Annotated in this window: 20 protein-coding genes; 7 read left to right on the top strand and 13 right to left on the bottom strand. The window is 59.1% G+C overall.

Annotated elements, in window-relative coordinates; genetic code table 11:
• Positions 1–22: 22 nt before the first annotated feature.
• Positions 23–1,099, bottom strand: a complete 1,077-nt coding sequence (locus ACR0EL_RS00305) for a DUF2235 domain-containing protein (RefSeq protein ID WP_480497234.1) — start codon at positions 1,097–1,099, stop codon at positions 23–25.
• 596 nt (positions 1,100–1,695) lie between these two features.
• Between ACR0EL_RS00305 and ACR0EL_RS00300 the strand changes: the two genes are divergently transcribed.
• The 3 genes from ACR0EL_RS00300 to ACR0EL_RS00290 all read left to right on the top strand — a co-directional run bounded on the left by ACR0EL_RS00300 (position 1,696) and on the right by ACR0EL_RS00290 (position 6,479).
• Positions 1,696–4,803, top strand: coding sequence for a valine--tRNA ligase (locus ACR0EL_RS00300; RefSeq protein WP_480497232.1), 3,108 nt, complete (start codon positions 1,696–1,698; stop codon positions 4,801–4,803).
• Positions 4,804–4,943: 140 nt separating this feature from the next.
• Positions 4,944–6,107, top strand: a complete 1,164-nt coding sequence (locus ACR0EL_RS00295; protein WP_480497230.1) for a benzoate/H(+) symporter BenE family transporter — start codon at positions 4,944–4,946, stop codon at positions 6,105–6,107.
• 39 nt (positions 6,108–6,146) lie between these two features.
• Positions 6,147–6,479, top strand: a complete 333-nt coding sequence (locus ACR0EL_RS00290) for a DnaJ family domain-containing protein (RefSeq protein ID WP_353013656.1) — start codon at positions 6,147–6,149, stop codon at positions 6,477–6,479.
• On the opposite strand, the gene ACR0EL_RS00285 is transcribed toward ACR0EL_RS00290, so the two are convergent.
• Positions 6,480–7,262, bottom strand: coding sequence for a crotonase/enoyl-CoA hydratase family protein (locus ACR0EL_RS00285; RefSeq protein ID WP_480497229.1), 783 nt, complete (start codon positions 7,260–7,262; stop codon positions 6,480–6,482).
• Between the two features lie 117 nt (positions 7,263–7,379).
• On the opposite strand from ACR0EL_RS00285, the gene ACR0EL_RS00280 reads away from it, so the two are divergent.
• Positions 7,380–8,501 carry a pyridoxal phosphate-dependent aminotransferase gene (locus tag ACR0EL_RS00280; RefSeq protein WP_480497227.1) on the top strand — a complete coding sequence of 374 codons (1,122 nt, stop codon included), beginning with the start codon at positions 7,380–7,382 and terminating at the stop codon, positions 8,499–8,501.
• Between the two features lie 69 nt (positions 8,502–8,570).
• On the opposite strand, the gene ACR0EL_RS00275 is transcribed toward ACR0EL_RS00280, so the two are convergent.
• The 6 genes from ACR0EL_RS00275 to ACR0EL_RS00250 all read right to left on the bottom strand — a co-directional run bounded on the left by ACR0EL_RS00275 (position 8,571) and on the right by ACR0EL_RS00250 (position 17,401).
• The gene (locus ACR0EL_RS00275; protein WP_480497225.1) at positions 8,571–9,767 is read right to left on the bottom strand and encodes a pyridoxal-phosphate-dependent aminotransferase family protein; all 1,197 of its coding nucleotides are present in this window, start codon (positions 9,765–9,767) and stop codon (positions 8,571–8,573) included.
• A gap of 51 nt (positions 9,768–9,818) precedes the next feature.
• Positions 9,819–10,451 carry a bifunctional 4-hydroxy-2-oxoglutarate aldolase/2-dehydro-3-deoxy-phosphogluconate aldolase gene (locus ACR0EL_RS00270; RefSeq protein ID WP_480497223.1) on the bottom strand — a complete coding sequence of 211 codons (633 nt, stop codon included), beginning with the start codon at positions 10,449–10,451 and terminating at the stop codon, positions 9,819–9,821.
• 3 nt (positions 10,452–10,454) lie between these two features.
• Entirely contained in the window at positions 10,455–12,260 is a 1,806-nt protein-coding gene (gene edd / locus ACR0EL_RS00265) for a phosphogluconate dehydratase (RefSeq protein ID WP_480497221.1), read from the bottom strand.
• A gap of 2 nt (positions 12,261–12,262) precedes the next feature.
• The gene (gene zwf / locus ACR0EL_RS00260) at positions 12,263–13,708 is read right to left on the bottom strand and encodes a glucose-6-phosphate dehydrogenase (protein WP_480497219.1); all 1,446 of its coding nucleotides are present in this window, start codon (positions 13,706–13,708) and stop codon (positions 12,263–12,265) included.
• 164 nt (positions 13,709–13,872) lie between these two features.
• The gene (gene ptsP / locus ACR0EL_RS00255) at positions 13,873–16,116 is read right to left on the bottom strand and encodes a phosphoenolpyruvate--protein phosphotransferase (protein WP_170530932.1); all 2,244 of its coding nucleotides are present in this window, start codon (positions 16,114–16,116) and stop codon (positions 13,873–13,875) included.
• A gap of 46 nt (positions 16,117–16,162) precedes the next feature.
• A complete protein-coding gene (locus ACR0EL_RS00250) occupies positions 16,163–17,401 on the bottom strand; it encodes an aspartate kinase (RefSeq protein WP_480497217.1) in 1,239 nt (412 codons plus the stop codon).
• Between the two features lie 165 nt (positions 17,402–17,566).
• On the opposite strand from ACR0EL_RS00250, the gene ACR0EL_RS00245 reads away from it, so the two are divergent.
• The gene (locus tag ACR0EL_RS00245; protein ID WP_480497215.1) at positions 17,567–17,923 is read left to right on the top strand and encodes a hypothetical protein; all 357 of its coding nucleotides are present in this window, start codon (positions 17,567–17,569) and stop codon (positions 17,921–17,923) included.
• On the opposite strand, the gene ACR0EL_RS00240 is transcribed toward ACR0EL_RS00245, so the two are convergent.
• The 5 genes from ACR0EL_RS00240 to ACR0EL_RS00220 all read right to left on the bottom strand — a co-directional run bounded on the left by ACR0EL_RS00240 (position 17,917) and on the right by ACR0EL_RS00220 (position 20,970).
• A complete protein-coding gene (locus ACR0EL_RS00240) occupies positions 17,917–18,555 on the bottom strand; it encodes an SDR family NAD(P)-dependent oxidoreductase (protein WP_480497213.1) in 639 nt (212 codons plus the stop codon). The genes ACR0EL_RS00245 and ACR0EL_RS00240 overlap by 7 nt on opposite strands.
• Positions 18,556–18,558: 3 nt before the next feature.
• A complete protein-coding gene (locus tag ACR0EL_RS00235) occupies positions 18,559–19,017 on the bottom strand; it encodes a DUF1178 family protein (RefSeq protein ID WP_480497211.1) in 459 nt (152 codons plus the stop codon).
• Positions 19,018–19,089: 72 nt separating this feature from the next.
• Entirely contained in the window at positions 19,090–19,647 is a 558-nt protein-coding gene (locus ACR0EL_RS00230; protein ID WP_480498385.1) for an NUDIX hydrolase, read from the bottom strand.
• A gap of 30 nt (positions 19,648–19,677) precedes the next feature.
• A complete protein-coding gene (locus ACR0EL_RS00225) occupies positions 19,678–20,421 on the bottom strand; it encodes an EcsC family protein (protein ID WP_353013679.1) in 744 nt (247 codons plus the stop codon).
• A 54-nt stretch (positions 20,422–20,475) separates the two neighbouring features.
• A complete protein-coding gene (locus ACR0EL_RS00220; RefSeq protein ID WP_480497209.1) occupies positions 20,476–20,970 on the bottom strand; it encodes a GNAT family N-acetyltransferase in 495 nt (164 codons plus the stop codon).
• Between the two features lie 72 nt (positions 20,971–21,042).
• Here ACR0EL_RS00220 and ACR0EL_RS00215 point away from each other — a divergent pair, with 72 nt between their 5' ends.
• On the top strand, positions 21,043–21,648 hold the full coding sequence (locus tag ACR0EL_RS00215; protein ID WP_480497207.1) for a flavin reductase family protein: 606 nt from the start codon (positions 21,043–21,045) through the stop codon (positions 21,646–21,648).
• Positions 21,648–22,286 carry a CatB-related O-acetyltransferase gene (locus ACR0EL_RS00210; protein WP_480497205.1) on the top strand — a complete coding sequence of 213 codons (639 nt, stop codon included), beginning with the start codon at positions 21,648–21,650 and terminating at the stop codon, positions 22,284–22,286. The genes ACR0EL_RS00215 and ACR0EL_RS00210 overlap by 1 nt, the downstream gene beginning before the upstream one ends.
• Positions 22,287–22,301: the final 15 nt, after the last annotated feature.

The raw sequence follows: 22,301 nt of genomic DNA, 5'->3' as shown, positions 1-22,301 counted from the left end.
AAGCAGATCCGCGTGTCTGGACTCATCGCGCCGGATAGGACGCTCCGTTTGACATCGGCACCCAACCCGGCAGGTCCTGAGGCGATACCGAGACGTGCAGCTGTTCGGAACGATCCTGCCCGACCCTGCGATGCTTGCGTAGCAGGAAAATCTTGCCCCATCCCCGCCACGTGCCCACCGAAGGCGCACCGGCATCTGTCGGGAACCGGTCCCTCCACCCGTCTGGCAAAGGCAGCCCATGTCGCTCGGCCTTATCCAGCATCCAGATCATCGAGATATTGCTAAGCGGTCGTGCCTGTTCGAACCCGTTTAGCTGACCACCTACATCTCCATGGCTGCCGCGGAACCAGACCTGTTCAACATGGCCTTTGAAATCGGGTTTGCACTGCCAGAGCACCGGCTCATAGACTTCACGCGTCTCATCCAGGGCCATGGCGTGATAGCCATGGCGTGTGGCTTGGCCCAGGTGATGGTTGTGGAACGCGTGCCTGTCTTCCGCCCAGCGCCACAACAATGGCAGACGCAACCCAAGCGCCTTTACCGTATCCCAGACGCCAATCATCTCGATGGCAAGGTCGTCATGGCAAAACTTTCGCCGAAAATCTCGCGCCGCCGTGCCAGAAGGGTTACACTCATAGTGGCGGTAGGCCTGTTTGATATTGCGCTCCGTTGCGTGCTCGGCCTTAAGCAGGCCGATCATATCGATCACCCCGGCCAGGCTGCGCACGCCATAGGCACCGCGTGAGTAACCCATGAAATAGATACGATCCCCCGGTTTGTACCGCGATGCCAGATACCCATAAGCGCGCCTGATTTGCCGGTTGATCCCACGCCCCATCATCACATCCAGCGAGGATTTCCAGCTGTCCCATTGCACGCCAGCTTCATAGAAAACAGACACTTGACTGCCCATCTCCTTGCACAGTCGGTAAGTCTGACCCGCATGGGTTTCGAACCCCGGTTCGAGCGTCGACATGGTCCCGTCCAGAATGATGACATGGCTGATCGGTTCGCGATGCCGCACTTCGGCAGAATGCTCGGACCGCAATGGCCGCCCAAGCCATCCCAGAACCTTTCTGCTTAGCCGCGACAAAACCATATCTCAGCCACTCCTGTACTCTGTAAGGTTGCGCGCGCTCCTCAGCATCGCACCTCCCCTGACCCTAGTCGCATACGCACCAATAGCCTCTGCATCTGCATCTCACCCCCGCAACACCCACGAGCGTCCAGCTTAAGGCGCGCTGATAAACGCGGCATGGAGATAAACTTAAGGATGGGCATCCTGCCCCTGCTGGGCAAGGCACCCAACGAAACCGTGAGCCTCTGCGCCATCATCCCGATCCTAGTCAGCCATTTGGGCAGCATCATGGCCAAGTCCGTCACCTGTTTCAGAGTCCTCAATTGAACCACCATATGTCTGAATATATTACGAAAGTTCAAAACCTGTGCAAATCTCCAGAAAGCGTCTGTTATCTGGTCACGAAACTGACAGCAAAGCTACACCTTGCCCCGCCGCGCGGCCCTGTGACCACACCGTAAGAGTGTGATCGACCCGAGCATCCGTTGTCTGTGGCGTGGTTCACGGTCGCGATGAACTTCGCCGCTGAGGGGAATTGGCGGCAAAGCCTTCCACTTTCGCAAACCTTTCGCTATTGCAGGCGCTGACCCTCAATTCGATGACGCAGGACGCACCCCATGGCGATGGAAAAGACATTCAACGCGGCCGAGGCCGAGGCCCGCATCTATGAGGCCTGGGAACAGGCCGGAGCCTTCAAGGCAGGCGCGAACCGCTCGCGCGATGAGAGCTTTACCATCATGATCCCGCCGCCCAACGTAACGGGCGCGTTGCACGTGGGCCATGCGTTCAACAACACGCTGCAAGACATCCTGATCCGCTGGCACCGGATGCGCGGCTTCGACACGCTGTGGCAGCCCGGTCAGGACCACGCGGGCATCGCCACGCAGATGCAGGTGGAAAAGATGCTGGCCGCCACGCAGCAGCCCAGCCGCACTGAACTGGGGCGTGAGAAATTCCTTGAGAAAGTCTGGGAATGGAAAGGCGAATACGGCGGCACGATCATTGAGCAGTTGAAACGCCTCGGCTCCTCCTGCGACTGGTCGCGTAACGCCTTCACTATGGCAGGCGCTGCGGGCGATCCGCGCACGGGGCACGAGAATTCGGCCAATTTCCACGATGCAGTGATCAAGGTTTTCGTCGACATGTACGAAAAGGGCCTGATCTATCGCGGCAAGCGTCTGGTCAACTGGGACCCGCATTTCGAGACCGCGATCTCGGACCTTGAGGTCGAGAATATCGAAGTCGCAGGCCACATGTGGCACTTCAAGTACCCGCTGGCCGGTGGCGAGACCTACACCTATGTCGAGAAGGACGAGGACGGGAATATCGTTCTTGAGGAAGAGCGCGATTATATCTCGATCGCCACGACCCGCCCTGAAACCATGCTGGGTGACGGCGCGGTTGCGGTTCATCCATCGGATGAGCGTTACGCGCCAATCATCGGCAAACTCTGCGAAATCCCGGTTGGTCCGAAAGAGCATCGCCGCCAGATTCCGATCATCACCGATGACTACCCCGATCCCGATTTCGGCTCGGGCGCGGTGAAGATCACCGGTGCACATGATTTCAACGACAACATGGTCGCCAAGCGCGGCGGCATTCCGATGTACCGCCTGATGGACACCAAAGGCGCGATGAGGGCTGACGGTGCGCCCTACGCTGAAGAAGCGGACAAGGCGCAGGAATACGCGCGCGGGCGGGCGTTCACCGAAAACGAGATCGACGCGATCAACCTGATACCCGACCACCTGCGCGGGCTCGACCGGTTCGAGGCGCGCACAAAGGTCGTGGAAGAGATCACCGCAGATGGTCTGGCCGTCATGACGCGCGCGGATGATCCGCGTCTGGGTTCGACCGCTTTGAAGCCGGATCACGAAGGCGCGGACAAGCTGGTGCCGCTGGTCGAGAGCAAACCGATCATGCAGCCCTTCGGCGACCGCTCGAAAGTGGTCATCGAGCCGATGTTCACCGACCAGTGGTTCGTCGACGCCGAAAAGGTCGTCGGCCCTGCGCTGGACGCGGTCAAGGACGGCACGGTCAAGATCATCCCCGAGTCGGGCGAGAAGACTTATTACCACTGGCTGGAAAACATCGAGCCCTGGTGCATCTCGCGCCAGTTGTGGTGGGGGCATCAGATTCCGGTTTGGTATGGGCCGGGTCTTCGAGCTAAAGGGCACAACAAAAAGACGCGAGAGGTTCATTGGAGCTATGAGCCTCAAAACCTCCGCATGTATTGTGCCGCGAACTTCGAAGAAGCTGCTCGGATGTGCGCTGAAGAGCACCGAGATGTCGATGGGGCACTGATCTACGATGTCTTCGAAGCTGGATCGTTCAAAGATGCGCAAGATAGACTTGTCAATTTCTCGGACAACGCGCCAGAGCTCGGACGAATTGGCCTTATCCGCGACCCAGACGTCCTCGACACCTGGTTCTCCTCCGGCATCTGGCCCATCGGCACGCTGGGCTGGCCCGAGCAGACCGAGGAGCTGGAACGCTACTTCCCCACGGACGTTCTGATCACTGGCTTCGACATCCTGTTCTTCTGGGTCGCCCGGATGATGATGATGCAACTGGCCGTGGTCGATCAGATCCCGTTCCACACCGTCTACCTGCACCAGCTCGTCCGTGACGAGAAGGGCAAGAAGATGTCCAAGACCACCGGCAACGTCATCGACCCGCTTGAAATCGTGGACGAATTCGGCGCCGATGCGCTGCGCTTTACCAATGCCTCGATGGCGGCGATTGGCGGCGTGCTGAAACTGTCGCGCGAGCGCATCACCGGCTATCGCAACTTCGGCACCAAGCTGTGGAATGCCGTCCGCTTTGCCGAGATGAACGAGGTGTTCACCGATGCCGTGCCGCAACGGGACGTGGCCGATCTGAAGCCCAAAGCCGCCGTGAACCGCTGGATCATCGGCGAGACCGCCCGCGTGCGGGAAGAGGTCGATGCTGCACTGGAAAGCTATCGCTTCAACGACGCGGCCAACGGGCTTTACGCCTTTGTCTGGGGCAAGGTCTGCGATTGGTATGTGGAGCTGTCAAAACCCTTGCTGCAAGGCGATGACGCCGAGGCTCAGGCCGAAACCCGCGCTACGATGCGTTGGGTTCTGGATCAGTGCATGGTCCTGCTGCACCCGATCATGCCCTTCATCACCGAAGAGCTGTGGGGCCTGACCGGCGACCGTGCCAAGATGGTCGTTCACGCCGACTGGCCGACCTACGCCGCCGCTGACCTGATCGACGCCGATGCGGATCGCGAGATGAACTGGGTGATCTCGGTGATCGAAAACACCCGCTCGGCCCGTGCGCAGATGCGGGTTCCGGCTGGCCTCTATGTGCCCATGCTGGTGACCGAGATCGACGCGAACGGCCAAGCCGCATGGGATCGCAACGAAGCGCTGATCAAACGTCTGGCGCGGATCGACAGCCTGACCAAAGCCGACGAGCTGCCCAAAGGCACGATCTCGATCGCTGCGCCCGGTGCGTCCTTCGGCTTGCCGTTGGCAGACATCATCGACATCGGCGCGGAAAAGGAACGGTTGGAAAAAGCCAAGGGCAAACTGGCCAAGGAACTCGGCGGCCTGCGCGGCCGTCTGAACAACCCCAAATTCGTGGCCTCCGCCCCGGAGGAAGTGGTTGTAGAGGCCAAAGCCAACCTTGCCGCCCGCGAGGAAGAAGAGGCGAAACTGAACGAGGCTCTTGCCCGTCTGGCCGAAATCGCCTGATCTTCATCTTTCCACAATCGCCCAACTCGAAAACCCCGCCACACGTTATGGCGGGGTTTTCCTTTTCTCTGACGCTTTTGGCCTTGTTGCCTGCAGGCTGCGGTTGTTAGCAAATGCAAGTGGCAACCCCTGAGGACGCAATGACACAGCGCTTTCCCCCGATGCAGACGGTTTCAACCGGGTTGGTGGTCGCTATCGTTGGGTTCTTTAGCTCGTTCCCGATTGTCTTGCAGGGCTTGGCCGCCATGGGTGCCTCACCCGCTCAGGCCGCATCCGGCCTGATGAGCGCGGCCATCGCAATGGGATTGGCCGCCATCGTTCTAAGCACAGTCTACAAGCTGCCAATCAGCGTCGCGTGGTCCACCCCGGGGGCTGCGCTGCTGGCTGTTTCGGCCACGCCGGTGGAGGGCTATTCCGGCGCTATCGGAGCGTTCTTATGCGCCGGAGCTCTGACGGTTCTGGCCGGGCTCTGGAAACCGCTGGGACGCCTGGCGGCGGCGATCCCGACTACGCTGGCTCAGGCGATGCTCGCTGGCGTGCTTTTGCCACTTTGTCTGGTGCCTTTCAAAGCAGCGGTAGAGATACCTTGGCAGGCCCTGCCGGTGATTCTGATCTGGTTCATCGCAGGTCGTTTCAATCGTCTATTCGCCGTTCCTGCCGCTGTGATCGCGGCGGCCATTGTGGTGACGTTGAATGCCGGGGACGCCCAGTTGCTGCCCGATCAACTGGTGACCGCCCCGGTATGGACCACGCCTACGTTTTCAGTCGCGTCCGCAATAGGGATAGGCGTGCCGCTTTTCATCGTGACAATGGCTACGCAGAACATTCCCGGTGTCGCCGTGATCCGCAGCTTTGGCTACAAGCCAGACGCAGGTCGGTTGTTCTCGGCCGTTGGGGGCGCAAGTCTGCTCTCCGCTCCTTTTGGCGCACCCGCAACCTGCCTGGCCGCAATTACCGCTGCGATGTGTTCGAACGAAGACAGTCACCGCGACCCTGCCCTGCGCTATTGGTCCGCGATCATGGGGGGCGTGTTCTACTGCCTGTTCGGTATCTTTGCCGTCGCAATCACCAGCTTCGCAGCTAATGCCGACCCGCTGTTGATGGGCACGTTGGCAGGTGTGGCGCTGATAGGGGTGATGGCCAATGCCTTGCACGCATCACTGGATGTGCCAGCCGAGCGCGAGGCCGCCATTCTGACTCTGGCCATTACGGCTTCGGGCGTCAGTGTCTTTGGTCTGGGCGCTGCGGTCTGGGGATTGTTGGCAGGTGGTATCGCTTATCTTGTGACAAACAAAATACGCTGATCCCTTTCGTCTAGTTTTCGATATTGATACGATACACGCATGTTCGGATCGCTTGGAAAACTGGTTGAACGCCAGATCAAAAAGGCGCAGGCCGAGGGCCAGTTGCAGGGCCTTGATGGCGAAGGTGCCCCGTTGCCTGACCGTTCGGGCGAGGCGCAGGGCGATCCTGCGATCGCAGCCGGTCATCGGATCATGGCACAGGCCGGGGTTCTGCCTGAAGAATTCGATGTCAAAAAGCAACTGGATGCGGCGCGCAAGGAATATGCAACCCTGTCCGACCCCGAGGCGCGCAAAGCGGCAATGGCCAGGATCGCAGATCTGGAGATGCGGTATCATATGGCGCGCGATGCGCGACGCGCTTTTATGCGTTGATCATTTGAATTCCGGTTTTCGACCTTGCATCTGAGCCATGACAACTTCCATCTGATCGGGCTTTCCGATCAGGTCCACTTGCTCTGAAGACTCGGCCAACAAAACATCCTGGCGGCCCCGGGTTTCGGCCACCCCGATCAGCCGTTTGGCGGCCCGGATTGCAGAGGGGCTTTGACCAGCGATGTTTTCGGCGATTGCCAAGGCTTCGGTCAGCGGATCATCAGACAGCTTTGTCACTAACCCCCAGGCCGCCGCCTGAGATGCGCCGATGGGACGGGCAGTATAGGTCAACAGCCGCAGAACATCCGAGCGAACCAGCCGAGGCAGCAGGACCATGCCGCCCATGTCCGGTATGATGCCCCATTTCATTTCCATCACGGCCAGTTTGGCCTCGGGATGCGCGATGCGGATATCTGCGCCCAGTGCGATCTGCAGCCCGCCGCCATAGGCCACGCCCTGAATGGCGCAGATCACTGGAACCGGAACACGGCGCCAGATCAAGGCCAGCTCCTGCATCTCATTGGCGTCTTCGTGGCTGCGGGTCATCAGCCATTCGGTCGGGTCTTTATGCGCCATGCTTGCAAAGCTGGCCATGTCGAGCCCGGCGCAAAAACTTTTGCCCTCGCCAGACAGGACAACAGCGCGTGCATCGGATGTGGCGACCTCTTGACCGGCACCCAACAAGGCCTTGATCATCGCGTCGTCCAGCGCGTTCATCTTGTCGCCCCGCGTCAGGGTGACATGGGCAATGTGATTGCGGTATTCGACGGATACGCGTGCCATGATGGCCTCCCAACACTGTTTGGACCAACATGGCCCGAAATGGGGGTTCAGTTCCACTGCGACGTCAGGGCAATGCACATGCTTGCCCCAACTGTGCGCATACGTTTATCTGCGCCTATGACTGGACCACGCTATACATCGCTTACCCAAACACTGCCCGCAACCGTGCCGTTTGTTGGCCCTGAAACGCAGGAACGTCAGCGCGGTGCGCCGTTTTCGGCGCGCCTTGGCGCAAATGAGAACGTATTCGGCCCCTCGCCCCGTGCGATTGAAGCCATGCGTGGGGCAAGTGCCGAGATCTGGATGTATGGTGATCCCGAAAACCACGATCTGCGCAACGCTCTGGCGGATCATTATGGGATCGCCCCCGAGAACATCGTTGTTGGCGAAGGGATCGACGGGTTGCTGGGATATCTGGCGCGCCTGATTGTCGAGCCGGGCGATGCGGTTGTGACCTCGGATGGAGCCTACCCGACCTTTAACTACCATGTCGCGGGCTATGGCGGGGTTTTGCACAAGGTGCCCTATGCCAGGGATCAGGAAGACCCACAGGCCCTGTTTGCGAAAGCAGCCGAGGTCGACGCGAAACTGGTCTATCTGGCCAATCCTGACAACCCGATGGGCAGCTGGCATAGCGGAGCAGATATTGTTGCCGCGATGGACGCTCTGCCCGAGGGATGTTTGCTGGTGTTGGACGAGGCCTATGTGGAATGCGCTCCGGAAGGCACAGCAGCCCCTTTGCAAGCCGATGATCCGCGCGTGATCCGCATGCGCACATTTTCCAAGGCCTACGGCATGGCAGGCGCGCGGGTTGGATATGCCATTGGTGCGCCCGAGTTGATCCTGGCCTTCAACAAGATACGCAACCACTTTGGAATGAACCGCGCAGCACAAGCGGGGGCACTGGCTGCGTTGGCAGATCAGGCTTGGCTGACCGAAGTGCAACACCGCATTGAAACCGCACGCCACCGCATTGGCGAGATCGCGCGTGAGAATGGGCTGATCGCTTTGCCTTCGGCCACAAATTTCGTCGCAATTGATTGCGGTGAAGATGGCGAGTTTGCCAAGGCGGTGTTGGCATCCCTCGTGGCGCAAGGCATTTTTGTTCGGATGCCATTTGTTGCCCCGCAAAACCGCTGCATCCGCATCAGTTATGGTACCGAAGATGATCTATGGGCTTTGTCCAGGGCTCTGCCGATCGCGTTGCAGGCTGCGCGGTCGGGTGGATCGGCAGGTTGAGTTAGGGGGCCCTGCCCCCGCCGCGCTGCGCGCGCCTCCCCCGGGATATTTATGGCCAGATGAAGCGGATCAGGCCTGGTTGGCCAAAGTCGTCGCAGCAGCCTCGAGCGCGCCGTTGCCGCGTGGTATGTTCAAGGCCGCCATTGCAGTTTCCACGCCGCCTAGCATCGCCATAACCATCTGAGCGTTTACATGGCCCATATGGCCGAGGCGGAAACAGCCGTCCCAGTCCTCCATCCCCAATCCAATGCCGAGCGTAAGACCGAGGTGATTTTCGGTAAAGTTGCGCAGCGGTGTGCCACGCCTTTCGGTCAGGCGCAGGGCGGTGACCGCATGGCTGCGATAGGCCGGATCGGTGACATTGAAATGGAGGGCACCGCCCTGCGCCCAGACCTCGCAGGCCGCCCAGATCGCTTTGGCAAGGTGCCGGTGACGGGCCCAGACGTTTTCGATACCCTCTGCATGAATCATGTCGAGCGCTGCACGTAGACCATAAAGGTGATGTGTCGGCGCGGTGCCGTCAAAATATTGGTAGAATAATTCAGGATTGGCGCGCGGCTGCCAATCCCAATAGAGCGAGACACGAGGCATTGCGGCCCGTTTTGCCTGCGCTTTGTCGTTAAAGAAGACAAAGCCCATTCCGGGCGGCGTCATCAGCCCTTTTTGGCAGGCGGTGACTGTCACATCGACGCCCCAGGCGTCCATTTCGAACCGGTCGCACCCGAGTGAGGCGATGCAATCCGCCATGAACAGCGCCGGATGGTTCAACTCGTCCAGCAGCGCGCGCAAGGCTGGGATATCATTGCGGATCGAGCTGGATGTATCCACATGGACGGCAAGAACTGCCTTGATCTCATGTGCTTGGTCGGCCCGCAGCACATCCGCAATTTGCTCGAAATCCCACGGAGAAGATGTGCCGAAATCAATCGTTTTGACCTTGGCGCCAATCCCTTCGGCCATCTCGGCCCAGCCATAGGTGAAACGACCAGAGGCCGGGGCCAGAACGGTTTCGCCGGGCGCGATCACGTTCGACAGCGCGGCCTCCCAGGTGCCGTGGCCGTTGGCGATATAGATCGCGACATTCTGGTCGGTGCGGGCCACGCGCTTAAGATCCTGTGTCAGCGCGGGCATCATCTCGATCAGCGCGCCGTCGTAAATGTTGGGCGAAGGACGGTGCATGGCCTGTAGCACCGCGTCGGGCATCACCGAAGGGCCCGGAATGGCCAGATACTCGCGCCCATGCACGAGGGAGGTTTGGTTTGTCATGAGGGTAACCTGCTTAACTTGTGGCCTACCCTAGCGTTTCGCCTTGCGGCGTCAATCCGTCAGGTGGGTCGCCTCACGCGCAAGCGCTTCGATCCCGGACCAGTCGCCCTCTTGAACCATCTGCTTTGGCGCGACCCAGCTGCCACCGGCGCAGATCACGTTGGACAGCGAAAGATAGTTGCGGGCATTCGAGGGCGATACTCCGCCTGTAGGGCAGAAAGTGATCTGAGGCAGGGGCGCCCCTATGGCTTTCAGGGCCGGTGCGCCGCCCGAGGCCTCGGCAGGGAAGAATTTCAGCATGTCATAGCCCTTTTCCAGCAGGGCCATCGCCTCACTCGCGGTGGCCGCGCCAGGCAGAAGGGGCAGGCCTTCGGCTTCGCAGGCGGCGATCAGAGCATCGGTCGCGCCGGGCGAGACGCCAAACTGCGCGCCCGCCTCTTTGGCGGCGCGGACGTCTTCGGGGGTGACCAGCGTGCCTGCGCCCACGACGCCTCCGGGCACGTCCGCCATGGCGCGGATGGTCTCCAACGCGGCCGGGGTGCGCAAAGTGACTTCAAGCGCGGGCAGGCCGCCTGCAACCAGCGCCTCGGCCAGAGGGCGGGCGTGGGCAGCGTCATCCACGACCAGCACGGGAACGATGGGGGCCAGCGCGCAGATCTCGCGGGTGCGTTGGGTTTTGGACATGGGTTAAACTCCGAAAATGCTGGCACCTGTGTCGGCGGACCCGACATTCTGGCGGAACGCGCCGAAGAGGTCGCGGCCGACGCCGTGCTGGTTGGCAGATAGATCAGCAGTGGCTGGGGTACGGTCGAGGACGCCGGGTGTGAGGATTTCAAGCTCACCCCTGACCGCATCAACGCGCAGCAGATCACCGTCTTGCAGATAGCCGATGGCACCACCGTCCAGCGCCTCAGGGCAGACATGGATGGCGGCGGGAACCTTGCCCGATGCACCAGACATGCGGCCATCGGTGACCAGGGCGACCTTTTGGCCCCTACCCTGAAGGATCGAAAGTATCGGCGTCAGCGAGTGCAGCTCGGGCATGCCGTTGGCCTTCGGGCCCTGGAATCGAACAACGACGATGACGTCATCAGTGAACTCTCCGGCCTTGAAGGCGGCTTTGACGTCGTTCTGGTCGTGAAACACACGGACAGGTGCTTCGACCACCTGGTGTTCGGGTGCCACGGCTGAGACCTTCATCACGCCGGTGCCCAGATTTCCGGTCAGGCGCGACAGGCCACCGGTGGACTGAAACGGATCCTTGGCCGGACGCACGATCTTTTCATTCAGGCTATGGCCTGCACCGTCTTCCCAGACTAACTCGCCGTCTTTCAGCTTGGGTTCCTTGGTGTAGTTGTGAAGGCCCTGCCCCGCGACGGTCAGTGTGTCAGGGTGCAGCAGCCCATCATCCAGCAGTGTGCTGATGGTAAAGCCCAAGCCCCCGGCGGCGTGGAAGTGGTTCACATCGGCCAGACCGTTAGGATAGACCCGCGCGACCAGAGGGACCACGGCAGAAATATCCGAGAAATCCTCCCAATCCAGAACAATGCCGCCCGCGCGCGCCATGGCGATCAGATGGATCAGCAGGTTGGTGGAGCCACCCGTGGCCATCAGGCCAACGATACCATTGACGAAAGCGCGTTCGTCGAGGATCTGGCAGACCGGTGTGTAGTGGTTACCCAAAGCGCTGAGAGACAGGGCGCGGCGCGCGCCTTCCTCGGTCAGAGCATCGCGCAGAGGCGTGTTGGGGTTGACGAAGCTGGAGCCCGGCAGGTGCAGGCCCATGAACTCCATCAACATCTGGTTGGTGTTGGCGGTACCGTAGAAGGTGCAGGTGCCGGGGCCATGGTAAGCTGCCATTTCAGCCTTCATCAGGGCGTCGCGACCAACCTCTCCGGCAGCGAATTGCTGACGGATCTTGGCTTTTTCGTCATTCGGCAGACCGCTGGTCATCGGACCAGCCGGCAGGAAGACGGCAGGCAGATGGCCAAAAGCCTGCGCGCCGATGATCAGGCCTGGTACGATCTTGTCGCAGACTCCCAGAAACACCGCCGCGTCATAGGTATTGTGGCTGAGAGCCACGCCCGTCGCCAGCGCGATCACATCGCGCGAGAACAACGACAGCTCCATCCCCGCCTCGCCTTGGGTTACGCCGTCGCACATGGCGGGAACCCCGCCTGCGACCTGTGCCGTGCCACCTGCCGCGCGGATCGCTTGACGGATCAGCTCGGGATAACGCTCAAACGGCTGGTGAGCCGAGAGCATGTCGTTATAGGCGGTGACGATGCCAAGATTCCCAGCCGTCCCAGTCGCCATCGAGTTCTGATCCTCACCCGCACCGGCATAGGCGTGCGCCTGACCGCTGCAGGACAGATGCGCACGGGCTGGGCCTTTGGATTTGGCCTGCTCCATCCGTTCAAGATGCGGGCCGCGCAAGTCGGTGCTGCGGTCGATGATACGTTTGGTGACGTCGGAAATAACTGTATTGACCATGATTACCCTCCGATCTGACGCCAGCGGCGTCCATCGCGATGCATCAGCATCAATGCTTCTTCGGGCCCTGAACTGCCCTGATCGTATTTTGCGGGCTTGTCGCCACGCTCTTCCCAGCCGTGAATGATGGGATCGACCCAGGCCCAGGCAGCCTCGGCTTCGTCCCCGCGCATGAACAAAGTCTGATCGCCGCGGATCACGTCCATGATCAGGCGTTCGTAAGCGTCGGGGGATTGACCATCGTCGCCCAGCGCGTCGGCAAAGCTCATGTCCAGCGCCACGTCGGACAGACGGAAACCGCCCTGCCCCGGTTCCTTGATCGTGGTGCGCAAAGTGATGCCCTCATCCGGCTGCAAGCGGATCACCAGCACGTTGCCATGCAAAGGGCCAACATTCGGGAAAATCGTATGCGGAGGATCGCGGAAGAACACGGCGATCTCAGATTCACGAGCCCTCAGACGTTTGCCCGTGCGCAGGTAGAACGGCACACCCGCCCAGCGCCAATTGCCGATATGCGCCTTCAGCGCGATATAGCTTTCAGTGCGACTGGCCGGGTCACCAACATGATCCAGATAGCCATCGCTGCCCTTGCCCGTGCGATACTGACCGCGCGCGATATCTTTGGGCTCAACGGGTTCCAGCGCTTCGATCACTTTGACCTTTTCATCCCGCACCGCGTTGGGTGCAAATTTCGAAGGTGGCTCCATCGCCGTCAGACACAGCAATTGCACCAGATGGTTCTGGATCATATCCCGCATCGCGCCGGATTGATCATAGTAAGCGCCGCGCCCCTCAACCCCCACCGTCTCAGCCACTGTGATCTGGACATGATCGACATGTGTGGCGTTCCAGAGCGGTTCGAACAAGGAGTTGGCAAAACGCAGCGCCATCAGGTTCTGTACGGTTTCTTTGCCCAGATAATGGTCGATACGATAAATCTGATGCTCTTCGAAACAGGCGCGCAACCCTTCGTTCAACGCCTTGGCCGAGGCCAGATCATGGCCAAAGGGTTTTTCCACCACGATCCTGCTGTCAGGCGTGGCCAATCCATGATCGTGCAGCCGTTGCGCGATACCCGAAAACAGGCTGGGGCCCACGGACAGATAGAAAGCGCGCACCACATCAGGTCGCAGCGATTTTGCCAGATCAGGCCATCCTGAATCACCCAGCGCATCCACTGGGACATAGTCGACGCGTGACAGGAACCGATCCAAAATGCCCTTATCGTACTTCGGGGCAAACTCATCCATTGACGCGCGCAGTTGTTTGCGAAACCCTTCACTGTCCATGTCCGAGCGCGCCGTACCAATGATACGCGCATCTTCGGGCATCTGACCGACCTCAAAACGGTGATACAGCCCGGGCAGGATCTTGCGTTGCGCCAAATCGCCCGTCGCGCCAAACAGCACGAGGTCAAACGGGTCTACAGGAATTACACGTGAGACCATGGCCTGGTTCCTTTTGCATCCACCTGTGCCAGCTTATCATGCCCCATGATTTGAGAAGGTGACACTGCCATCATAAGAATGTTAACGCTAACATTTGTGGTTGTAATAAGAAGATAGACCCAAGAAATCAAGCATGGATTTGCGCAAAGCCGCAGGTTTTCCGGTTAGCTCTGGCTACGCAACCACTCCATCACCGAAGGTCGAACGGATTGCTCGCCCCGGTGGCGCGCATCGGCGATGATCTTGCGCACCTCCTGAAGGTTCGAGCGCAACAACAGGCTTTTCACAGGACCAATCGAGGCTGGACGCATCGACAAAGTCCGAATTCCCATCGCCGCCAAGCACAGGGCCTCAACAGGCCGGCCCGCATCCTCACCACAGAAGCTGAGCGGCGTATCCGAGATATCGCAACGTTCAACCACGCGTTCGATAAAGCTGAGGAAGCTGACATTCAGGGTGTCATACCGCCTACGCACTAGCTCGTTTTCGCGATCGGCCGCAAAGAAAAACTGTTTTAGATCGTTGCCACCGATTGAAATGAAATCGACCTCATCAAAGAACTTCTGCGGTGCAAACCCCAAAGACGGCGTCTCGAGCATCGCGCCGACTTCCAGCGTTTCGGGCAGCACATGACCCAGCCGCTTTTCCCGCTCGATGGTCTTGTTGACCTCCCATCGGGCTTCACGAAACTCATCGGCCTGTGCGACAAAGGGGAACATAACCGTTAAGGGCCGCCCATTCGCAGCGCGGATCAGCGCCTGCAGCTGCATCCGCATGACGCCACGCTTATCCAGACCCACGCGGATCGCGCGCCAGCCAAGGGCCGGGTTTGGCTCGGCCACATGTTTCATGTAGGGCAGCACTTTGTCTGAACCGATATCCAGCGTGCGGAACACCACGCGCTTTTCGCCAGCTGCATCCAGTACGCGCTGATATTGCGTAACAAGTTCAGACCGCTTCGGCATCTGATTGCGAACCAGGAACTGAAGCTCGGTCCGGAACAAGCCAACCCCTTCGGCCCCCGAATTATTAAGCGACGGCAGGTCTGCCATCAGGCCTGCGTTCATAACCAGGTTCATCCGTGCGCCGTCCTGCGTCACGCATGGTGTTTCGCGGATCGAGGCATAGCGTTCCTGCGCTTTGGCCTGCATGGCGATCTTGTCGCGGAAGGCGCTGACCACGGTATCCTCGGGGCGCAGGTGCACAACACCTTGGTCGCCATCGACCAGGATATGATCCCCATTGAGCGCCTCGGTCGTGATGCGCCCCACATGGACAACCAATGGGATCGCCAAGGCACGTGCCACGATGGTCGCATGACTGCCCACAGACCCTTCCTCAAGCACAATCCCTTTCAGCGAGCGGCCATATTCCAGCAGATCGCCGGGGCCAATATTGCGCGCAATTAGAATCGGATCCGGTGGCAGGTCTGAGCTGTCAGTTTTACCCTGCCCCGTCAGGATCCGCAGCAGGCGGTTGGACAGATCATCCAGATCGGCCAACCGTTCGCGCAAATAAGGGTCGGTCACCTGCCCCATACGGGCCCGCGCCTGCGATTGCTCTTTCTCAACCGCCGCCTCGGCGCTGAGGCCCAGCGCAATGTCTTCCTCCATACGGCGCATCCAGCCTTTGGAATTCGCGAACATCCGGTAGGCTTCCAACACTTTCAGCTGGTCAGAGTCCCCGCCCTGAGAAATCTCCAACATCTTGTCGACGCCAACGCGCAACTCTTCGACCGCCTCGACCAGTCGCTCACGCTCGCGATGTGGATCATCGGCAATCGGGTTGGTAATAACAACGCGCGGCTCGTGTAGCCAGACATGCCCTTCGGCTGACCCTTCCTGCGCCGGTCCGCCCCGCAGCAGCACGGATTGCTGGTGCAATGGAGACAGCGCCGCACCTTCACCGACGAACGCGCCCAGCTCGGCCATTTCGGCCAACACCATGGCGACAACTTCCAGAGCGTAGACCTCATCAGCAGAATACTCGCGCGCCTCGCGTGACTGAACGACCAGTACGCCTAGGTTTTCGCCCAATCGCTGTATCGGAACACCCAGAAAAGACGAGAACCGTTCTTCACCGGTTTCCGGCATGTAGCGAAAACCTTTGGCCGATGGCGCGTCGGCGGTGTTCACGATCTTGCCAGACTTGGCCACCCGACCTACCAGCCCTTCACCCATCCGCATCCGCGTTTTATGTACCGCCTCGGGCGATAGGCCTTCGGTTGCGCAAAGTTCCAGCGTTTCCTCGTCTCGGAATAGATAGACCGAGCACACCTCGGCCCGGATGCTATCGGCGATCAGATGAGTGATCCGGTCAAGCCGTTCCTGACCGGCGGCCTCGCTCGCCATTTCTTCGCGCAGCCGTCCCAGCAGCTTGCGGGATTCAGTTTCGGTGCCGTCCGCCATGGCCCACCCAAATTAGTGCGTCAGGCAAGACCTTTGGCTGAAATGCTCAGGCCGCCTTGTCCAGTTCAAAGGCATCATGCAGTGCCTGAACAGCAAGTTCCATGTATTTCCGATCCACAAGAACGGAAATTTTTATCTCAGAGGTTGTAATGACCTTAATGTTGATCCCCTCATCCGAGAGAATCTTGAACATTTTGGCCGCAACGCCGGATTGCGAGCGCATACCGATTCCAACCACCGAAACCTTGCAGACGTCATTATCGGCAACCAGTTCGGCATAGTTCAGCTCGCCCGCATCCTTGATCGCCAGCAGCGCTTTTTCAGCGCGCGCGACCTGATCGGTCGGGCACGAGAAGGTCATGTCTGTGCGACCTTCGTCCGAGATATTCTGTACGATCATGTCGACATTGACGCCCTCATCGCTGAGCGCGGTAAAGATGATCGAGGCGATCCCGGGTCGGTCGGCCACCGAGACCACAGTCATCTTGGCTTCGTCGCGGGAATAGGCCACACCGGCCACAACATTGGATTCCATAATATCCTCCTCATCGCAGACCAGCGTGCCTGCATTGTCGGATTGTTCTTCGAAACTGGACAGCACCCGCAGGCGCACCTTATAGCGCATCGCCAACTCGACCGAGCGGGTCTGTAGAACTTTTGCGCCCAGAGAGGCCAGTTCCAGCATTTCCTCGAACGAGATTTTCTCGAGCTTGCGCGCCTTCTCGCAGATGCGTGGGTCGGTCGTGTAAACACCGTCCACATCCGTGAAAATATCACAGCGCTCGGCCTCGAAAGCGGCAGCAAAGGCCACGGCTGTCGTGTCTGAACCACCCCGACCCAGCGTTGTGATACGCCCTTCTGGGCTCAGGCCTTGGAACCCGGCGACAACAGCCACTTTCATGCCTTCCCCGAACTTCTGGTTCAGGTTGTCGGTCGGGATTTCTTCGATCCGTGCAGAGGAATGAGCGCCATTGGTCAGCAGCGGAACCTGCCAACCCTGCCAACTGCGCGCCGGGATATCCATTTCCTGTAGAGTCAACGCCATCAGACCTGCGGTCACATTCTCGCCCGAGGACACCACAGCGTCATATTCACGCGCATCGAACAGGGGTGATGTTTCATTGACCCAGCCCACCAGCTCATTGGTCTTGCCTGACATGGCCGAAACAATGACGATCACGTCATATCCCTTGGCCACCTCAACGCCCACACGCTTTGCCGCGCGGCGGATACGGTCAAGATTGGCAACCGATGTGCCACCGAATTTCATCACGAGTACGGGCATGAGGCCAACTGTCTCCGTGCCTTGGGCTGTTAGTTCCGTGCCTCATATGCGAGGGGGGGATCAAGGGCAAGGGCGCAATCAGGCTTTGCCTGCGACCCAGGGCTGCTTTACAATCAGCTAGCACAGTGTCAGCCTGTCCTTTGCAATCATTCCAAGAGGTTATTTATGCTCCGCCTTGTCGCCGCCTTCGCCGTTCTATCCTCTCCCGCCGTTGCGCAGGTCGCAAGCGTGGCAGGAACCGATGGAAAGAATGCTTTGGGCACTGTCCCTTGCGCGGTCAATGCCGGTGACCCGCTGCAAAGCTGCAATGCCGAGTTGCGCCGTCGCGATGATGGCAGCGTCACCCTGGCGGTGGCCTTGGGCAATGGCGAGGTGCGCAACATCTATTTCACCGATGGCGTGCCGGAGTCCAGTAGTTCACCTTCGAAACTCAGCTACGAAACACGCGGTGATCTGCTGATTATATTCATCGAACCCGGAGAGGTTTATGAACTGCCAAAGGCAGCGCTGAACACTCAGTAAGCATGCGGCTGGCCGTCATAGGTTTCAAAACAACCGGTATTCTCCAATGAGAGCGCATCAAAGCGTTTGATGAGGCCTGAAACGGCCTCATCCACGTGAATATCCGCTGACGATCCGCCCATATCCGTCTGTACCCAACCCGGATGGTAAATCCCGACTGCAATGCCATCTGCCCTTAGATCGGTCGCCAGATTACGTCCCAGATTCAACGCTGCCGCCTTCGAGGCACGGTAGATATAACTGCCACCTGGCGCCCGCGAATGTGATGCCATTTGTGATGAGAGAATTGCGATTTTGCCGCCAGCTGCCTGCAAATTCGGTAGCAAAGCCTGAATGGTTAGAAATACACCGGTAACATTCGTCGCAAAGCTCTGTGCCCACATGTCCGCCGGATAGCCTTCAAGGCCCTGACCCTTGTCAAGATAGACGCCTGCATTGCAGATCAGCAGATCAAGCGGTTGCCCTTCTAGTTGCCGCGCCATCGCCTGATGATGCGCGTTGTTTGAGACATCCAACCGTATTTCAGCACTATTGTCGCGGGCCGTGCCGGTAACACTATGCCCGTCAGCGCGATACTGATCCGCCAGAGCCTTCCCGATTCCGCGATTGGCTCCGGTAATCAGTAGATGCATGGATCAATTCGTCTTTCTGCTGGGCACAAAGGGCAACGGGGCGACGGGCACGCCGTCTTCGATCAGCGCTTTCGCCTCATCTGGCTTGGCCTCGCCATAGATCGAGCGTTCGGGTGCGTCGCCCAAATGCATCTTCCGGGCTTCGCTGGCAAAATCTTTGCCAACATAGTCCGAGTTCTCCTCAACCTTGCGGCGCAGCTCGGCCAGCGCTTTCTCTATTTCAGGCGCGGGTGTCGCCACGCTGATCTCATCGGATCCGGCGGGCGCTGTTGCGTCGGGTTTAGCCGCGGCCTTACGTGCAGGACGTACCCGTGGTGTCATGATTGCTTTTTCCACCTGCGAACAGCCGCAGACCGCACAGGTCACAAGACCTGTTGCTGCCAGCTTGTCAAACGCTTCGGCTGACTGGAACCAACTGTCGAATGTGTGGCCTTCGACGCATTTCAACGCGTATTGAATCATTTTTCACCCAAAGAAGCGATGGCCGAATAGATACCGACCGGCAAGACAATATCAAGCCCTACCAAGGGATGATCAATGCAGGCCGGACTTAAAGCTACGTAAAATGACGGCAAGTTCGGGTGAGGCCACCTTGGACGCTGCTTTTTTCAGCGAGCACCATTGCCGCTTGCGCTGCCCTTTTTCCGGAAACTCCTGTGCCAGGGATTTCACGTGCAGCGGATACACGTCGACCATACACAAAACCGGCCCTTTTCTGGGTCGCATCTTCACAAAAGGGAACTGTCCCAGCGATTGGTCACTGCATTTTCCGACAACACCCGCCTCTTCCCAGGCTTCCTGCGTTGCAGTTTCGGCCGCCGTTAATCCGGGCATCAGCCAGCCTTTGGGGATGATCCATCGCCGGGTTTGCCGTGTCGTGATCAACAGAACCTCCGGCCGGCCCAGCTCAACCCGATAACATAAGGCAGCTGCTTGCGGCAAAATCGCAAGATTTTCCACACCGTGCCATAGCTCGTATGAAAGCCGGGCGCTCATCGCGACAATCCCTTTCACAAGAGGTTCAAGCCTGTCTGCCAGGTCGCTGATTTTTATCCTATTTTGCGAACCTGATAGTTTTTGATACCACATCATGCGGTTCAAGCCAAGGTTGCTGGTCTCAGGCTACATTCTGGACGACAGCATACGAACCAGTTGATCGTGCGGAATATCGGCATCAATCGCCAATCGGCGCAGACCAAAATGAACATGCGCGATTTGCTGATAGTAGCGGGTATAGATATAATTTGTTCCGCCACCTGCGAGTGCCCCCAGCACCGGCACCGACTGCGCAGCGAGTTTTTGCCCCAGAACGATCGATAGCCGCGGCGCAACCGCTGCGATCAGGCGCTGCATGGCTGGTCCGGTAAGCGTCAGGCGCACGGAAAAGAACCCCAAATCAGCCCCATCATCATATGACAATGGGCCCGCAGCTGACAAAACGCGAACGCAATCGAATTTGACGTTTTCCTCAGCCGGGTCAAAGCCTTCGCGCGCGGCCGCACCCTGAATTGAGCGCAACAACATTGCAGTGGTTGCCGGCAGTTCAACCAATGACGTCGATAGGCCGCCAATACCACCTGCCGCGCCCATCGCGGTTGTAACCGCCGTATTCACCCATGGTTCCTGATCCGGTACAGCGCGCCTTGAGCCTTGCGCTGCCTGAATGGCCAACCATAGAGCGCTCTCAGTCGCTCCGGTCAGGCCTTGACGTACGGGTTCAGGCAACTGGTCAATCAGGGATTCAGCCGACCCACCCAGTGCATTCAGTAGTCGAACCCCGGCACCGCCCGCAGTTCTATAGTGCTGCGCCAAGCGGTCCAGCTCTGCCTCAGCATCTATGTCTTCAACAAGAACCACATCCTGCATCTGATCCCTCCGTTCTTTGAACAGATCGGGGTTTGCAGTCAGAGTTTCAATAGGTCAGCGTGTCCATCTTGTGACGAAACCCGCCACATTAGCCCATCCGCCAGGGATTAAATCCAGCCCCAGAATACGATCCGGGTTCGTCGGAGGTGGCATCTCGACACCTCTCAACCGGGCGAAGCCGAAGCGAGAATAGTAAGGCTCGTCACCGACCAGCATGACGCGCTGCCATCCCAGATCGCGCCCGGCCTCGAGACCGGCGTGGATTAGATACCCGCCCAAACCTTCACCTTGGCGCGTGGGGTGTACTGCGACTGGCCCCAATAGCAGCGCATTGTCTGTGCCGACATGGACCGGCCAGAACCGGATGGCGCCTGCCAGAATGCCCTGCCCATCGCGCGCGACCAAAGAGAGCCCGGAAACAGGCGGAACATCGTCGCGTAAGCGATAGGAAGACAGCGCTTCGCGCCCCGGTGCAAAGCACAGGTCATAAAGGGCTTCAACCTCCCACCAATCGTCCGGCTCTTCCGGCCTGATCCCGAATTGCTGCACGCCTGCCCTCTTTTCCTTGCTGGCATTCGCCCTAGCACTTCGATACGCCTTGGGCAAACGCTTGGAGACCATATGTTCTATCGCCCCGAAGACGGCCACGGACTGCCGCATAATCCATTCAACGCCATCGTCACCCCCCGCCCGATCGGGTGGATATCAACGCGCAGCCCAGACGGAATCAACAATCTGGCCCCTTATTCCTTCTTCAACGCTGTCGCCTATACCCCACCGCAGGTCATGTTCGCCTCGACGGCGTCTAAGCCGGATCAGGATGGTACTAAAGACAGCGTTGCCAATATCGAAGCAACCGGCGTGTTCTGTGTAAACGTTGTGGCTCAGACCCATCAGGATGCGATGAACGCAAGCTCGGCCGCATTGCCGAAAGACACGGATGAATTTCACCATGCGGGACTGACGCCAGAAGAATGCGAAACCATCCCCTGCGCGCGGGTCGCCAACGCTCCGGCTGCGCTCGAGTGCAAACTGACCCAGATCATCACTTTGCCAGGCGAAGCAAACCGAGTTGTTTTTGGCGAGGTTATCGGCGTGCATTTGCGCGATGACTGTATGAAGGATGGCAAGTTCGACGTGACCTCATTTCAACCCCTGGCACGACTTGGATACCGCGACTATTCCGTGGTGTCAGAAGTGTTCAGCCTATCTAGGCCCGATGAATAATGCCCCTGCCCCACGCCTCACGCCGATACCCGGTGACCCTGCCCAATGGAACCGAACATCCGGGGACTGTGTTCCTGAACCAGGCCATTGATCATCCTTGCATTGAAGCAGGTGACTACAGCTATGCCTCGGATTTCGACGCGCCAACGGATTGGGCCGCTCGCCTGGCTCCGTTTCTATTTCCGTTTTCCCGCGAACGACTCGTGATTGGTAAGTTCTGTCAATTCGCCCACGGTGTTCGATTCATAACGTCATCTGCTAACCATGCGATGGATGGGGTGACGTGCTATCCCTTCCCGGTTTTTGATCCCAAGAAGCTGTTGGAGTATCAGCCAGACACGCGAGACACCGTAATCGGCAATGATGTCTGGATCGGTTACGGTGCCCTGATCCTGCCGGGTGCAAGGATCGGGGACGGGGCGATCATTGGTGCCGGATCGGTGGTGCGCGGTACGATCCCACCATATGGCATCGCAACGGGTAACCCTGCCGAGGTTCGGAAGTTCAGGTTTCCGCCTGACGTCATCGAGCGGTTGCTTGCCTTGGAGTGGTGGAATTGGCCTGCCGAGCAGATCGAGCGCGCCGAAGATGCGCTGGTTTCGGGCGATGTTGATGCGTTGGAACGTATCGCGCACTAAGAAAAGGCGGCCACC

This window comes from Ruegeria sp. AH12, from assembly GCF_056541465.1.
Note: the sequence above shows the minus strand (reverse complement) of the source record. Positions and strands in the feature narration are given on the sequence as shown.

Excerpts from the sequence above, each read along its gene's own strand:
- ACR0EL_RS00225 (WP_353013679.1), bottom strand. The coding sequence starts at position 20,421 with ATGCAGGATGTGGTTCTTGTTGAAGACATAGATGCTGAGGCAGAGCTG.
- ACR0EL_RS00275 (WP_480497225.1), bottom strand. The coding sequence starts at position 9,767 with ATGACAAACCAAACCTCCCTCGTGCATGGGCGCGAGTATCTGGCCATT.
- ACR0EL_RS00215 (WP_480497207.1), top strand. The coding sequence starts at position 21,043 with ATGTTCTATCGCCCCGAAGACGGCCACGGACTGCCGCATAATCCATTC.
- ACR0EL_RS00230 (WP_480498385.1), bottom strand. The coding sequence starts at position 19,647 with ATGATGTGGTATCAAAAACTATCAGGTTCGCAAAATAGGATAAAAATC.
- ACR0EL_RS00300 (WP_480497232.1), top strand. The coding sequence starts at position 1,696 with ATGGCGATGGAAAAGACATTCAACGCGGCCGAGGCCGAGGCCCGCATC.
- ptsP (WP_170530932.1), bottom strand. The coding sequence starts at position 16,116 with ATGGCGGACGGCACCGAAACTGAATCCCGCAAGCTGCTGGGACGGCTG.
- ACR0EL_RS00240 (WP_480497213.1), bottom strand. The coding sequence starts at position 18,555 with ATGCATCTACTGATTACCGGAGCCAATCGCGGAATCGGGAAGGCTCTG.
- ACR0EL_RS00250 (WP_480497217.1), bottom strand. The coding sequence starts at position 17,401 with ATGCCCGTACTCGTGATGAAATTCGGTGGCACATCGGTTGCCAATCTT.
- ACR0EL_RS00270 (WP_480497223.1), bottom strand. The coding sequence starts at position 10,451 with ATGTCCAAAACCCAACGCACCCGCGAGATCTGCGCGCTGGCCCCCATC.
- zwf (WP_480497219.1), bottom strand. The coding sequence starts at position 13,708 with ATGGTCTCACGTGTAATTCCTGTAGACCCGTTTGACCTCGTGCTGTTT.
- ACR0EL_RS00295 (WP_480497230.1), top strand. The coding sequence starts at position 4,944 with ATGACACAGCGCTTTCCCCCGATGCAGACGGTTTCAACCGGGTTGGTG.
- ACR0EL_RS00305 (WP_480497234.1), bottom strand. The coding sequence starts at position 1,099 with ATGGTTTTGTCGCGGCTAAGCAGAAAGGTTCTGGGATGGCTTGGGCGG.
- ACR0EL_RS00280 (WP_480497227.1), top strand. The coding sequence starts at position 7,380 with ATGACTGGACCACGCTATACATCGCTTACCCAAACACTGCCCGCAACC.
- ACR0EL_RS00245 (WP_480497215.1), top strand. The coding sequence starts at position 17,567 with ATGCTCCGCCTTGTCGCCGCCTTCGCCGTTCTATCCTCTCCCGCCGTT.
- ACR0EL_RS00290 (WP_353013656.1), top strand. The coding sequence starts at position 6,147 with ATGTTCGGATCGCTTGGAAAACTGGTTGAACGCCAGATCAAAAAGGCG.
- ACR0EL_RS00235 (WP_480497211.1), bottom strand. The coding sequence starts at position 19,017 with ATGATTCAATACGCGTTGAAATGCGTCGAAGGCCACACATTCGACAGT.
- ACR0EL_RS00210 (WP_480497205.1), top strand. The coding sequence starts at position 21,648 with ATGCCCCTGCCCCACGCCTCACGCCGATACCCGGTGACCCTGCCCAAT.
- ACR0EL_RS00285 (WP_480497229.1), bottom strand. The coding sequence starts at position 7,262 with ATGGCACGCGTATCCGTCGAATACCGCAATCACATTGCCCATGTCACC.
- edd (WP_480497221.1), bottom strand. The coding sequence starts at position 12,260 with ATGGTCAATACAGTTATTTCCGACGTCACCAAACGTATCATCGACCGC.